Source organism: Microbacterium kyungheense (assembly GCF_006783905.1).
In the GTDB taxonomy this organism is placed as follows: Bacteria; Actinomycetota; Actinomycetes; order Actinomycetales; family Microbacteriaceae; genus Microbacterium; species Microbacterium kyungheense.
This window is the reverse complement of record NZ_VFPE01000001.1, coordinates 1,346,417-1,359,703: the sequence shown is the minus strand read 5'-3', so window position 1 is coordinate 1,359,703 and position 13,287 is coordinate 1,346,417. Positions and strand designations below refer to the sequence as shown.

Here is a 13,287-nt window from a genome sequence, read left to right as displayed (position 1 = left end):
ACGCCACTTTACTCCACTCTCCTCCACTTCACCATCGATTCGATGCTGAGCGCTCCCTGTGAGCTCCCTGAGGGCTCCTGTCGGCCGTGCGCGGGCAACAAAAAAGCACCGACCCGAAGGTCGGTGCTTCTGTGCCGTCGCAGACGGCGACGCTGGTCAGAGGACGGGGACGCTCAGCGCTCCTCCTGCCGCTTGTCCCAGCGGTCGTTCATGCGATCCATGAACGAAGAGGAATTGCCCTGCGGCTTCGAGGTCCGTTCGGGTTCGACGCGCGCCTTCGCGCCGCGTCCGGGGGTGATGGCGAGGATGACCCCGCCCAGCATCACGACGAAGCCGATGACGCCGACGGCGATGACCTGCAGCGAGACGCCCATGATCAGACCGCCGATGCCCAGCAGCACGAGGATGGTGCCGTAGACGATATTTCGATAGCTCAGCGTGCGCCCGCCCCGGGGCGCGCTCACGACGTCCGCGTCGTTGCGCATGAGATGGCGTTCCATCTCGTCCAGCAGGCGCTGCTCCTGTTCGGAGAGTGGCATGCATCCCCCTCTGTACTTCCGGTGGCTCGATTGTACGCGTGCCCTTCGTCACTAGGCTAGGCCCGTGTCCACCCCCGGAGAGCCGATCGAAGCCATTTCTCAGCGAGTCGACACATTCGTCACAGCGCAACGGGCGAGTGCGGCCGATGCCGGCTCCGATGCCGCCCTTTTCGCGGATGCCGCAGCCGATGCGGCGACCGGCGGCAAGCGCCTCCGCGGCCGCTTCTGCCTCGCCGGGTGGAGGGCTGTGGAGGAGGCGTCGGGAACCGCGGCCGACGCCCCCGGACCGGTGCTCTCCGCCGCGGCCGCGCTCGAGGTGTTCCACGCCGCGGCCCTCGTGCACGACGATCTCATCGACAACTCCGACACGCGTCGCGGGCGCCCGGCGACGCACCGGGCACTGGAGGCCCGGCACCGCAGCGCGGGATGGCACGGCGACGCCGAGGCGTTCGGCCGGTCAGGCGCCATCCTCGTCGGCGACCTGCTCGTGGCATGGAGCGACGACATCCTCGAGGAGGGGCTCGCCGAGGCTCCGTCCGCACGGGCGGCGGCAGCCCGACGCCAGTACGCGCTGATGCGGCGCGAGGTGACCCTGGGTCAGTTCCTCGACATCGCGGAGGAGTCCGCGTTCGTGACAGAGCCCGACGAGCGGCACGCCGAACGCGCGCTGCGGGTGGCCTCGTACAAGTCGGCGCGGTACAGCGTGCAGCAGCCGCTCGCGATCGGCGCGGCGCTCGCCGGCGCCGACGACGCGCAGGCCGCTGCCCTCGCCGCGTTCGGGCATCCCCTGGGCATGGCGTTCCAGCTCCGCGACGACGTGCTCGGTGTCTTCGGCGACGAACGGGCCACCGGCAAGCCGTCCGGCGACGACCTGCGCGAGGGGAAGCGCACCGTGCTCATCGCCTATACGCGTGAAGCGCTGGCCCCGACAGCCCGGCGGATCGTCGACGAGCTCGTCGGCGACCCGCAGCTCGACGCCGACCAGGTCGCCTCACTGCAGCGGACGATCGTCGACTCGGGCGCACTCGACCGTGTCGAGCGGCTCATCGCCGACTACGCCCATGAGGCCGACCGTGCGCTGTCGGGTGCACGCCTGGGGAATGCCGCGGTGGGCGAGCTGCGCGATCTGGCGCACGCCGCGACCGTGCGCACCACCTGACGGGCGCTGCTCACAGCGGCAGTCCTGCGGCGACGCCCCTGCGCGCGCGGGGACTCAGGCGAGCGCGCGCGCGACCCGGCGGACTTCGCTCTTGCGTCCCGCCAGCAGCGCCTCGATGGGTGCGACGCCGATGGTGTCATCGGGGGCGAGCAGCCAGTCGATCGCCTCGTCGTCCGAGAATCCGGCGTCGTGCAGAGCGAAGACCGTGCCCCGCAGCGACGGCAGCGGGTGGCCGTCGACGATGAACACCGCCGGCACCTTCAGCACCCCGTCGCGACGGGTCCCCACGAGGTGGAACTCGTCCAGGAGTCGGCGCACGCGCCCGAGAGGTTCGCCGAGCACCTCCACCAGTTCCGGCAGGGTGAGCCAGTCGGTCTCGTACAGCGAAACGTCGTCAGAGGTCACGAAATCCACTATCTCAGATCATCGACGACCCCGGCCGCACTCCCCTTTCGTCACATCCACCCCAGCGGTCACTTCTTATAACAGGCGTTGACACCTTTCATCATCCGTGACACGGTTCTCGGAGTCGACTGAGGGGGGAAACTCGTGCGACAGACCAGCAGCACCCGCATTCCACGCGGGTCCCGTGCGATCTTCACGGGTGTGCCCGTGGCCGTCGCCGGATCCATCGCCCTGACACTCACCGCCGCTCCGGCGCAGGCCGCGACCGCGGACTCCGCCCACCGCGCCGCGCTGGACGCGTCTGCCGCGACCCGCGGCGCGGCTGCGGAGCGGCCCCAGACGGTCCGCCCGCTCACCGCCGCTGCGGCGCAGACCGACGCGGCGACCGTCGCCGCGCTTCCTGCGGTGGCCGTCGTCGCGACGCAGGCGGCACCCGCGACCTACACGGTGGCGCGCGGCGACACGGTCAGCCGCATCGCCGCCCGCTTCGGGCTGCGCACCGCCGACGTGCTCGCCCTCAACGGGCTCGGCTGGTCGTCGGTCATCTACCCCGGCCAGGTCCTGAGGCTCACGGCTGCGGCGGCATCCGCACCGGCCACACCCGCAGCTCCCGCGGCTCCGTCGGGAGGCGCGGGCTCGTACACGGTCCAGCGAGGCGACACGGTCAGCTCGATCGCCCGACGCCACGGGGTCACCACGAATGCGGTGCTGTCGGCCAACGGCCTGGGCTGGTCGTCGATCATCTACCCCGGCCAGCGGATCGCGATCCCCGGCGCAGCCGCGCCCGCGGCCTCCGCTCCCGCCGCACCGGAGGCGCCCGCTCCGACGCCTCCGGCAGCACCGTCGGCAGGGGGCACGGCGTACACGATCGTCGCCGGTGACACCATCAGCGCGATCGCGAAGCGCCACGGAGTCAGCACCAACGCGGTGCTCGGCGCCAACGGCCTCAGCGCGTCGTCGATCATCTACCCCGGCCAGACGATCACCGTCCCGACCGCGCAGCCCTCGATCCCCGGTCTCACCGCCGAGCAGGTCGCCAACGCGCAGCTCATCGTCCGCATCGGGCGGGAGCTCGGTGTGCCCGATCGCGGCATCGCGATCGCGCTCGGCACCGCGATGCAGGAATCGTCGCTGCGCAACGTGACGTGGGGCGACCGCGACTCGCTGGGTCTCTTCCAGCAGCGACCCAGCTACGGCTGGGGCACCGAGGCGGAGGTGCAGGATGCCGCCCGCGCAACCCGCGTCTTCTACGGCGGTGCGGGCGACCCGAACGGCGCACGCACGCGCGGCCTGCTCGATGTCCCCGGCTGGCAGAACCTGACGTTCACGCAGGCGGCGCAGGCGGTCCAGATCTCGGCCTTCCCCGACGCGTACGCCAAGTGGGAGGCCCCGGCCGCGTCGTGGCTCGCGGCGCTCGGCTGAGACATCGCGTCCGACGCGGTGCCGGGCGGGCTGCCGGACCGTCACATTACGGTCTCGCGAGGTGAGGCGCTCCGCGGGCTCGCAGGTCGGGATCCGTAGACTCTCAGCGTGAGCACGAGTCAGCAGACCGACCCGCTGATCGGCCGTCTCGTCGACGGCCGGTACCGGGTGCGTGCTCGCATCGCCCGCGGAGGCATGGCGACGGTGTACGTCGCGACGGATCTGCGGCTGGAGCGCCGCGTCGCGCTCAAGGTGATGCACTCGCATCTGAGCGACGACTCCGTGTTCCAGAGCCGGTTCATCCAAGAGGCCCGTGCCGCCGCGCGCCTGGCCGACCCCAACGTCGTGAACGTGTTCGACCAGGGCCAGGACGGCGACATGGCGTACCTCGTCATGGAGTACCTGCCGGGCATCACGCTGCGCGAGCTGCTGCGCGAGCAGCGCCGGCTCACCGTGCCGCAGGCGATCTCGATCCTGGACGCCGTGCTGTCGGGCCTGGCCGCGGCGCACCGCGCCGGGATCGTGCACCGCGACGTCAAGCCCGAGAACGTGCTGCTCGCCGAGGACGGTCGCATCAAGATCGGCGACTTCGGCCTCGCGCGCGCGACGACGGCGAACACGGCATCCGGCGCGCAGCTCCTCGGCACGATCGCGTACCTCGCCCCCGAGCTCGTCACGCGCGGCACCGCCGACGCGCGCAGCGACATCTACGCCATCGGCATCATGCTGTATGAGATGCTCACCGGCGAGCAGCCCTACAAGGGCGAGCAGCCCATGCAGATCGCGTTCCAGCACGCCACGGACTCGGTGCCGCGCCCGAGCGTCAAGAACCCGGGCGTGCCCGAGCCGCTGGACGAGCTCGTGCTGTGGGCGACCGAGAAGTCGCCCGACGAGCGCCCCACCGACGCGCGCGAGATGCTGACCCGCCTGCGCGAGATCGAGCGCGAGCTCGGCGTCAGCCCCGTGGTCACGCGGACCGGGCCGATCGGCGTCGTCGGCGATGCCGCGACGCCCACGGGTGAGCTCACCGCAGTGCTCCCGAGCACCGCGACCGGGCCGGTGGCGACCCTCGACGAGGTCGACAACTCGGCGCGACTGCGCACCGCGACGCAGCGGCGCCGCACGCGCGGCGCGTGGCTGCTCGTGCTGGTGCTGCTGCTGGCCGCCCTCGCGGGCGGGATCGGCTGGTGGTTCGGCTCGGGGCCGGGCTCGATGGTGGTCGTCGCCGACGTGACGGGTCAGACGTACGAAGACGCCGCAGCCCGCCTGCAACAGGACACGCTCATCGCCGTCCGCGCCGAGGCCAACAGCCTGGATGTGCCGGCCGGCCAGGTCATGAGCACGAACCCCGAGCACGGCACGCGCGTCGATCGCGACACCGAGGTGACCCTCGTCGTGTCGCTGGGCCCGGCCGAGGCGACATTCCCATCGTTCTCGGGCATGACCGACGCCGACGCGCGTTCGGCCCTGACCGCGCAGTCCATCGACGTGCCCGGCGAGAGCGAGCAGCTCTTCACCCCGGCACCCGAAGGCGTCGTCGTGGGCGTCTTCGTCCGCGCTGCCGGTGCTCCGGATGACGGATCCCAGGACGTGCCGTGCATCGACGGCTGCACCGTCCATCAGGGCGACTCCGCCCGCCTCCAGGTGTCGCTCGGTCCGGTGCCGGACGTCTCGGGCATGACCGAGGGCAAGGCGCGGAGCACCCTCGAGGGCGTCGGTCTGGTCGCCGCCGACCCGAGCGGGTCCGAGCCGAGCGACACGGTCGATGAGGGCCGGGTGATCCGCGTGGACGGCATACCCGAGAACGGCTGGCTGGCGCCGAACAGCACGCTGACGCTGGTCGTGTCGACCGGCCCTCCGCTGTTCGCGGTCCCCGACCTGACCGGGATGACGCTCGCCGAAGCACGCGACGCGGTGACCGCGCTCGGGTTCACGCTCGAGTACGACGACCGGTGGGACTCGTTCCCCGACGCGTTCACGCAGGTGGAGTCGCAGTCCCCCAAGGCCGGGACGATGAAGCCGAAGGGCACCGAGGTGTCGGTGCGCATCGGCGCGACCCTCTAGCCCGCACGCCGCGCTGTCGAAATCGGCATCCGCGCTCGAAGTCTTCGTGCGCGAATGCCGATTTCGACAGCGCGAACGCACGTCACCTCGGCTGCGTCGACATGAGGATCCCGGATGCCTCGGGCCGAGGCATCCGGGATCTCCGACGTTCAGGCGGCCGCGTCAGCGCTTCTCGAGCTCCTCGGCCACGAGGAAGGCGAGTTCGAGCGACTGCATGTGGTTCAGGCGCGGGTCGCACAGCGACTCGTAGCGGGTCGCGAGCGTCGCCTCGTCGATCTGCTCGGAGCCGCCGAGGCACTCGGTGACGTCGTCGCCGGTGAGCTCTACGTGGATGCCGCCGGGGAACGTGCCGACCGCGCGGTGCGCCTCGAAGAAGCCGCGGACCTCGTCGACGACGTCGTCGAAGCGCCGCGTCTTGTAGCCGGTGGGCGTGGTGATGCCGTTGCCGTGCATGGGGTCGGTGACCCACAGCGGCGTCGCGCCCGAATCGCGCACGGCCTCCAGCAGGGGCGGGAGCGCGTCGCGGATCTTGCCCGCGCCCATGCGGGTGATGAACGTGAGGCGACCCGGCTCACGCTCGGGGTCGAGCTTGTCGATGAGCGCGAGAGCGGTCTCGGGCGTCGTGGTCGGGCCGAGCTTCACGCCGATCGGGTTGCGGATCTTCGAGAAGTAGTCGACGTGCGCGCCGTCGAGGTCGCGCGTGCGCTCCCCGATCCACAGGAAGTGGGCCGACGTGTTGTACGGCGTGCTGGTGCGCGAGTCGATCCGTGTCAGCGGCCGCTCGTAGTCCATGAGCAGACCCTCGTGGCCGGTGTAGAACTCGACTCGCGTCAGCTCCTCGAAGTCGGCGCCCGCGGCCTCCATGAACTTGATGGCACGGTCGATCTCGGTCGCGAGACGCTCGTACTGCTGGTTGGCGGGGTTCTGCGCGAAGCCCTTGTTCCACGAGTGCACCTCGCGCAGATCGGCGAAGCCACCGGTCGTGAACGCGCGGATGAGGTTGATGGTCGACGCGGCGGTGTGGTAGCCCTTCAGCAGACGCTGGGGGTCGGCCTGTCGCGAGCCCTCGGTGAAGTCGTAGCCGTTGACGATGTCGCCGCGGTATGCCGGCAGCGTCACCTCGCCGCGGGTCTCGGTGTCGCTAGAGCGCGGCTTGGCGAACTGTCCCGCCATGCGGCCCATCTTGACGATCGGCATCGACGCGCCGTATGTCAGCACGACCGCCATCTGGAGCACCGTCTTGATGCGGTTGCGGATCTGCTCGGCGGTGGCGCCCGCGAACGTCTCGGCGCAGTCGCCGCCCTGCAGAAGGAAGGCACGACCCGACGCGGCGCGCGCCAGCCGGTCGCGCAGGTTGTCGACCTCGCCCGCGAAGACCAGCGGGGGCAGCGTCGCGAGTTCGGCGGATGCCGCAGCCACGGCCTCGTCGTCATACCACTGCGGCTGCTGCTTGATCGGCAGGGTCCGCCAGTGGTCGAGTGCGTCGAGGTGCTGGAGCATCCCCCGATTCTAGCCGCGGGCGACCATGCCCCGGCGCCGCGTGACGCGGCCTCCGGCGCACCCGGGGCGTCAGGCCGCGGGCTTCTGCAGCCGGTCCTTGACTGTCGAGGCGTACACGTCCTCGTACTCCTGCTCGCCCAGCCGCTGCAGCGCGACCATGATCTCGTCGGTGACCGAGCGCAGGATGTAGCGGTCGCCCTCCATGCCCTGGAAGCGCGAGAAGTCCAGCGGCTCGCCGATCACGATGCCGACGCGCACGATCCGCGGGATGGTCCGGCCGATCGGCAGCATGGTGTCGGTGTCGACCATGACGACGGGGACGACCGGCACATGCGCCTCCAGCGCCATGCGGGCAAGGCCCGTCCGGCCGCGGTAGAGCTTGCCGTCGGGGCTGCGGGTGCCCTCGGGGTAGATGCCGAGGAGGTCGTCGCGGCCGAGCACCTGCAGGCCGGTGTTGAGAGAGGCCTCGGAGGCCTTGCCGCCGGATCGGTCGATGGGGATCTGTCCCGTGGCCTTCATGAAGACGCGGGTCGCCCAGCCCTTGATGCCCTTGCCCGTGAAGTAGTCGCTCTTGGCGAGGAACGACACCGGCCGGTCGATCATGAGGGGCAGGAAGATCGAGTCCATCACCGAGAGGTGGTTGCTGGCGAGGATCGCCGCTCCTTCGGCGGGGATGTTGCGCCGGCCGACGATCCACGGGCGCCAGATCGCCTTGACGATCGGACCGATCACCACGTACTTCATCAGCCAGTAGAACATCGGGCGTCTACCCCTCCGCCGTGGCCAGGTCCGCGGCGCCGATGAGCCCGGCGTCGTTGACCAGCTGCGCGATCGCGAACCGTGCGACCGGTCGGTCGCCATAGCCCGGGAGCGAGGTCTCGTAGGCGAGCCGCACGGGGGCGAGCAGATCCTCGCCGAGCTGCGCGACGCCGCCGCCGATGACGAACAGCTCCGGGTCGAGGACCGCCTGGAATCCGCCGCAGGCCTCGCCGAGCGCGGTCGCCACGCGGCGCAGCGCCTCGGTGGCGCCCGGGTCGCCGGCCAGCACGAGCCGCGAGACGGCCGGGCCCGAGATCGTCCCGGTCTCGGCGCGCAGCGCCGCGAGGGCCTCGCCGATCCCGCCGGCGTCGGCGATGTCGTGCGCCTCGCGCTGCAGCGCCCGACCGGACGCGTACTGCTCGAGACATCCGCTCTGTCCGCAGCCGCACAGCAGACCGCCGCGGATGAAGCGCAGGTGACCCAGCTCGGCGGCGATGCCGTGACCACCGCGGAAGAGCTGCCCGTCGAGGATGATCGCTCCCCCGACGCCCGTGCCCATCGTCAGCATCACCATGTGCTCGACGCCCTGCCCGGCTCCGAACCGGTACTCGGCCCAGCCCGCAGCGTTGGCGTCGTTCTCGATCGCGACGGGGAGCTGGATGCCGTCCTCCAGGCGCGCCTTGAGCGGCTCGTTGCGCCACGCGATATTGGGCGCGTGGATCACGATGGCCCGGTCGCGGTCGATGAACCCCGCGGCGGCGACGCCGACGGCCGACACCTCGTGGCCGGAGCGGAAGTGGCGCGCCATGTCGATGACGGCCTGGGCGAGCGCCCCGGTGTCGGTAGGCGTGTCGACGCGGACCTTCTCGATGATGCGTCCGTCGGCGTCGACGACGCCTCCCGCGATCTTCGTCCCGCCGATGTCGATGCCGACCTTGAGCACTGCACTTCCTTCCCGGCTCTCGCGCGCGCGACAGCGTCTTGCAGTCTAGTCAGCGCGTGCTCGTCCACACCCCCGACAGTGCTCATGTGACGGCCGATTAGACTCGAACCATCTACCCGAGATAATCCGTCGTCCGGTACCGAAGGAGCTGCCGTGGTCCAGTTCGAAGTCCCCGCGATCGTCCCCGCCGATCCGCAAGCAAACATCGCCGACCTGCTGGTCGAGCGCGTCAAGGCGACGCCGGACAGGGCGCTGTTCGCCGTTCCGGACGGCGAGGGGTGGCGCGACATCAGCGCCGCCGAGTTCCAGAAGCAGGTGATCGCCCTCGCGAAGGGCTTCGCCGCCGCCGGCATCGAGCCCGGCGACAAGGTGGGCTTCGTCGCCCGCACGACCTACCAGTGGTCGCTCGTCGACTTCGCGCTCTTCTACGCGGGCGCCGTCATGGTCCCGATCTACGAGACCAGCTCGGCCGCCCAGATCGCGTGGAACCTGTCGGACTCGGGCGCGATCGCGATCATCACCGAGCAGGCCGAGCACTCCGCACGGTTCGAAGAGGCCCGCGCCGACCTTCCGCTGGTCCGCTCGTCGTGGCAGATGCACGCGGGCGACCTCGACAAGCTCGTCGAGCAGGGCAAGGGCGTCGCGGACGACGAGATCGAGCGCCGCCGCGGCATCGCGGTGGGCGCCGACATCGCGACCCTCATCTACACGTCGGGATCCACCGGGCGGCCGAAGGGGTGCGTCCTGACGCACAGCAACTTCGTCGAGCTCGCCCGCAACTCGGCCAAGTCGCTCCACGAGGTCGTCGAGACCCCGGGCGCATCGACGCTGCTGTTCATCACGACGGCGCACGTCTTCGCCCGCTTCATCTCGATCCTCGCCGTGCACTCCGGCGTCAAGGTCGGCCACCAGCCCGACACCAAGCAGCTGCTGCCGGCACTCGGCTCGTTCAAGCCGACCTTCCTGCTCGCGGTCCCCCGCGTGTTCGAGAAGGTCTACAACTCGGCCGAGCAGAAGGCCGAGGCGGGCGGCAAGGGCAAGATCTTCCGCGCCGCCGCCAAGACCGCCGTCGAGCACTCGACGCTGCTGCAGGAGGGCAAGAAGATCCCGTTCGGCACGAAGATCAAGTTCGCGCTGTTCGACAAGCTCGTCTACTCGAAGCTCCGCCAGGCGATGGGTGGCCGCGTGACGTACGCCGTGTCGGGGTCGGCCCCGCTCGGCCCGCGCCTCGGGCACTTCTTCCACAGCCTGGGCGTCACGATCCTCGAGGGCTACGGCCTGACCGAGACGACCGCACCGGCGACGGTCAACATCCCGTCGAAGTCCAAGATCGGCACCGTCGGCCCCGTGCTGCCGGGCGTCGGCATCCGCCTCGCCGACGACGGCGAGATCCAGGTGCGCGGCATCAACGTCTTCAAGGAGTACTGGCGCAACGACGAGGCCACCGCGGCCGCGTTCGACGGCGACTGGTTCAAGACGGGCGACGTCGGCTCGTTCGACGACGAGGGCTTCCTCACGATCACCGGCCGCAAGAAAGAGATCATCGTCACCGCCGGTGGCAAGAACGTCTCGCCCGCCGCGCTCGAGGACCCGATCCGCGCCAACCCGATCGTCGGGCAGGTGGTGGTCGTCGGCGATCAGAAGCCGTTCATCGCCGCCCTCATCACCCTCGACCCCGAGATGCTGCCGGCGTGGCTCGCGAACAACGACCTGCCCCGCGACCTGTCGCTCGCGGACGCCGCGAAGAACCCCGCGGTGCGTGCCGAGGTGCAGCGTGCGATCGACGAGGCCAACAAGTACGTCTCACGCGCCGAGTCGATCCGCAAGTTCACGATCCTCCCGAGCGAGTGGACCGAAGACAGCGGCCACCTCACGCCGAAGATGAGCATCAAGCGCAACGTCATCCTCGCGGACTTCGCGGGCGACGTCGAAGAGATCTACGCGGTGCCGGTGAGCACCACGAACGTCTCGCTCTCGTAGCGCTATGCACAAAGGGATGCCGGCGGCCTCGGCCGCCGGCATCCCTTTCGCTTTCTCGGATCCGAGTGATCAGAACCAGTCGGACTCGCGGATCTCGCGCATGGCGACACGTCGCTCGTCGGGCGTGAGCCGGTCGAGGTAGAGCTTGCCGTCGAGGTGATCCGTCTCGTGCTGGAGCGCCTGGGCGAGCAGTCCGTCGCCCTCGATGACGAGCTCGTTGCCGTCGAGGTCGAGGCCGACGACCTTCGCGTGCGGGTAGCGGACCGCGTCGTGCCAGAGCCCCGGCACCGAGAGGCAGCCCTCGCCGATGGCTTCGGGCTCGCCCGACACCTCGACGAGCATGGGGTTCAGCACATACCCGATGTCGCCGTCGATGTTGTAGCTGAATGCGCGCAGTCCGACGCCGATCTGGTTGGCGGCGACGCCGGCACGGCCGGGGAGCTCGACGGTGTCGACGAGGTCGCGCACCAGAGCGCGCACGCCTTCGTCGATCTCGCCGATCGGGGCGCAGACCGACTTCAGGACGGGGTCGCCGAAGATGCGGATGGGCCGGACCGCCATCAGGCGGCCACCGCCGGCGTGCGCAGACCCTCGACGACGGTCGCCGCGAGCTCACGTGCCGCGTCCCGCGTCGCGGGCTGCAGCTCGCGGAACACGATGGCGCTGCCTGCGGCGATGTGCGCGTCGTACGGCACGCGCACCACGGCGCGCACGCGCGTGCGGAAGTGCGCCTCGAGCTCGTCGAGCTGCACGAGCGGGTGCCCGGGCTTGGCGTTGTTGAGCACCACGATGGCGCTGCGCACCTTGTCGGAGTATCCGTTGGTCTCGAGCCACGTCAGCGTCTCGGACGCGAGGCGCGCCTCGTCGACGCTGAGGCCGGCGACGATGACGATCTGGTCGGCGAGGTCGAGGGTCGCCCCCATGACCGAGTGCACGATGCCGGTGCCCGTGTCGGTGAGCACGACCGAGTAGTAGTGCGCGGCGAGGGCGGCGACGTCGCGGTAGTCGGCGTCGTTGAACGCCTCCGAGACGCGCGGGTCGGTGTCGGACGCCACGACGTCCAGGCGCGTCTCGTCGCGAGCGACGATGTTCGACAGGTCGTTGAATCCGACGACCTCGGGGCTGATGCGCACGAGGTCGCGGACGGTCTTGCCGCTGTCGCGCGAGATGCGCTCGGCGAGCGTCCCGCGGTCGGGGTTGGCGTCGACGGCGATCACGCGGTCGTCGCGGGCGTCGGCGAGGGCCATGCCGAGCAGCGTGGTGACCGTCGTCTTGCCGACGCCGCCCTTGCGCGACAGGACCGGCACGAAGCGCGCGCCACCGGTGAGAGGTGCTGCGATGCGACGGTCCATCTCTTTGCGGGCGCGGGCGCGCTTGCTGTCGCCGAGGTTGATGCGCTTGCCCGAGATCGAGTACACGAAGTGCTGCCACGTCCCCTCGGGTTCGGGCTTGACCACCTGGTGCGGGTCGAGCAGGCGGTCGGCGGTGAGCAGGTCGGAGGTCTCGCGGCCGGCCTCGAACTCGCCGAGGCGCTTCGAGGTCAGCGCCACACCGGGTCGCGGCGCGATGCGGTCCACGGCGCGCTCCGCCTGGCGCTCCACGACCGGCACGGCGCCGGTGTGCTGCGCCTCGCGCCGGGTGGCCGGAGCGGGCGCGGTCGCCGCCGCCGCTGCGGCGGCGGCCGCCGGGACCACCGGAGGCGCCGGAGCGTCGGTCGCTGCGGATCGGGATGCCGCGGCATCCGTCTCTTCGGGTTCCGGGGCGTGCGCAGTCATGGGATCCTCCGCGATCTCATCGGTCAACTCGAGGTCGAACTCGGTGCCGTCGAACTCGAAGTCGGACGTGTCGAAGTCTGCCGCCTCGAAGTCGACGCCGGCGAACTCGTCGGCCTCGTCCGCGAAGGCCCCGTCGGCCGCCTCGGGCTGAGCCTCGAGGGGCTCGTCGCCCGCAGAAGGCTCGACCGGCTCGGACGCCTCGGGTGCCGTCGCGGGCTCGACGGCGACATCGGTCGCTGGCTCGTCCTCGCTCGACTCGGGGGCGGGCTCCGGCGCCTCGGCGTCCGGGGACGCGAGCTCCGGCTCCGGCTCCGCCTCGGCGTCGGCGATCTCGTCCTCCGCGATCGCTTCGACGGCGATCTCGTCGCCCACGACTTCGTCCACCACCACCGCGTCCACGACAACGGCGTCCTCGATGACCTCGGCGTGCCCGTCATCGGCGAGCACCTCGTCCGCGAGCACCTCGTCCGCGTCGATCACGTCGTCGTCCGGCTCGGCGGGCACGAAGACCTCGACGATCGGCAGGTCGGCGTCGGCGGGGATCTCGATGACGAAGGGGACCTCGTCGTCGATCACGCCGTCGTCGTCACGGTCGTCGTCCGACTCCGTCGGCAGCTCGACGTTGACCTGCGCCGTCGCACCTCCGAGGATTCCGATGCCTGCGGTGTCGAGGCTTCCGGTGTCGGAGAGCACGCCGTTCACGGGCTCGTCGGGCGTATGGTCGGTGCGATCGGGCGTCAC

General features: G+C 70.7%; 11 protein-coding genes. 4 read left to right on the top strand and 7 right to left on the bottom strand.

Annotated features, from left to right (window positions below; all coding sequences use genetic code 11):
- Positions 1–173: 173 nt before the first annotated feature.
- Positions 174–539, bottom strand: coding sequence for a DUF3040 domain-containing protein (locus FB391_RS06030; RefSeq protein ID WP_141893477.1), 366 nt, complete (start codon positions 537–539; stop codon positions 174–176).
- 64 nt (positions 540–603) lie between these two features.
- Between FB391_RS06030 and FB391_RS06025 the strand changes: the two genes are divergently transcribed.
- The gene (locus FB391_RS06025; protein WP_141893476.1) at positions 604–1,698 is read left to right on the top strand and encodes a polyprenyl synthetase family protein; all 1,095 of its coding nucleotides are present in this window, start codon (positions 604–606) and stop codon (positions 1,696–1,698) included.
- A gap of 54 nt (positions 1,699–1,752) precedes the next feature.
- Here the strand turns inward: FB391_RS06025 and FB391_RS06020 are convergent, their stop codons facing one another.
- Positions 1,753–2,112, bottom strand: coding sequence for an Rv2175c family DNA-binding protein (locus FB391_RS06020; RefSeq protein WP_185842961.1), 360 nt, complete (start codon positions 2,110–2,112; stop codon positions 1,753–1,755).
- Between the two features lie 192 nt (positions 2,113–2,304).
- Here FB391_RS06020 and FB391_RS06015 point away from each other — a divergent pair, with 192 nt between their 5' ends.
- A complete protein-coding gene (locus tag FB391_RS06015) occupies positions 2,305–3,525 on the top strand; it encodes a LysM peptidoglycan-binding domain-containing protein (RefSeq protein ID WP_141893680.1) in 1,221 nt (406 codons plus the stop codon).
- Positions 3,526–3,633: 108 nt separating this feature from the next.
- On the top strand, positions 3,634–5,589 hold the full coding sequence (pknB, locus tag FB391_RS06010) for a Stk1 family PASTA domain-containing Ser/Thr kinase (RefSeq protein WP_141893474.1): 1,956 nt from the start codon (positions 3,634–3,636) through the stop codon (positions 5,587–5,589).
- A gap of 162 nt (positions 5,590–5,751) precedes the next feature.
- Here the strand turns inward: pknB and FB391_RS06005 are convergent, their stop codons facing one another.
- The 3 genes from FB391_RS06005 to FB391_RS05995 all read right to left on the bottom strand — a co-directional run bounded on the left by FB391_RS06005 (position 5,752) and on the right by FB391_RS05995 (position 8,791).
- Positions 5,752–7,089 carry a class II 3-deoxy-7-phosphoheptulonate synthase gene (locus FB391_RS06005; RefSeq protein WP_141893473.1) on the bottom strand — a complete coding sequence of 446 codons (1,338 nt, stop codon included), beginning with the start codon at positions 7,087–7,089 and terminating at the stop codon, positions 5,752–5,754.
- A gap of 69 nt (positions 7,090–7,158) precedes the next feature.
- Positions 7,159–7,848, bottom strand: a complete 690-nt coding sequence (locus tag FB391_RS06000; RefSeq protein ID WP_141893472.1) for a lysophospholipid acyltransferase family protein — start codon at positions 7,846–7,848, stop codon at positions 7,159–7,161.
- 7 nt (positions 7,849–7,855) lie between these two features.
- Positions 7,856–8,791, bottom strand: a complete 936-nt coding sequence (locus tag FB391_RS05995) for an ROK family glucokinase (RefSeq protein WP_141893471.1) — start codon at positions 8,789–8,791, stop codon at positions 7,856–7,858.
- Between the two features lie 153 nt (positions 8,792–8,944).
- Between FB391_RS05995 and FB391_RS05990 the strand changes: the two genes are divergently transcribed.
- Positions 8,945–10,771 carry an AMP-dependent synthetase/ligase gene (locus tag FB391_RS05990; RefSeq protein WP_141893470.1) on the top strand — a complete coding sequence of 609 codons (1,827 nt, stop codon included), beginning with the start codon at positions 8,945–8,947 and terminating at the stop codon, positions 10,769–10,771.
- 69 nt (positions 10,772–10,840) lie between these two features.
- Here the strand turns inward: FB391_RS05990 and FB391_RS05985 are convergent, their stop codons facing one another.
- Both FB391_RS05985 and FB391_RS05980 read right to left on the bottom strand, forming a co-directional pair.
- Positions 10,841–11,332 carry a peptide deformylase gene (locus FB391_RS05985; RefSeq protein WP_141893469.1) on the bottom strand — a complete coding sequence of 164 codons (492 nt, stop codon included), beginning with the start codon at positions 11,330–11,332 and terminating at the stop codon, positions 10,841–10,843.
- Entirely contained in the window at positions 11,332–13,287 is a 1,956-nt protein-coding gene (locus tag FB391_RS05980; RefSeq protein ID WP_141893468.1) for a nucleotide-binding protein, read from the bottom strand. Before FB391_RS05980 ends, FB391_RS05985 begins: the two co-directional genes overlap by 1 nt.

What these genes read in the sequence shown, in the direction of transcription:
- FB391_RS06030 (WP_141893477.1), bottom strand. Translation starts at nt 539, where the DNA reads ATGCCACTCTCCGAACAGGAGCAGCGCCTGCTGGACGAGATGGAACGC.
- FB391_RS06005 (WP_141893473.1), bottom strand. Translation starts at nt 7,089, where the DNA reads ATGCTCCAGCACCTCGACGCACTCGACCACTGGCGGACCCTGCCGATC.
- FB391_RS06000 (WP_141893472.1), bottom strand. Translation starts at nt 7,848, where the DNA reads ATGTTCTACTGGCTGATGAAGTACGTGGTGATCGGTCCGATCGTCAAG.
- FB391_RS05985 (WP_141893469.1), bottom strand. Translation starts at nt 11,332, where the DNA reads ATGGCGGTCCGGCCCATCCGCATCTTCGGCGACCCCGTCCTGAAGTCG.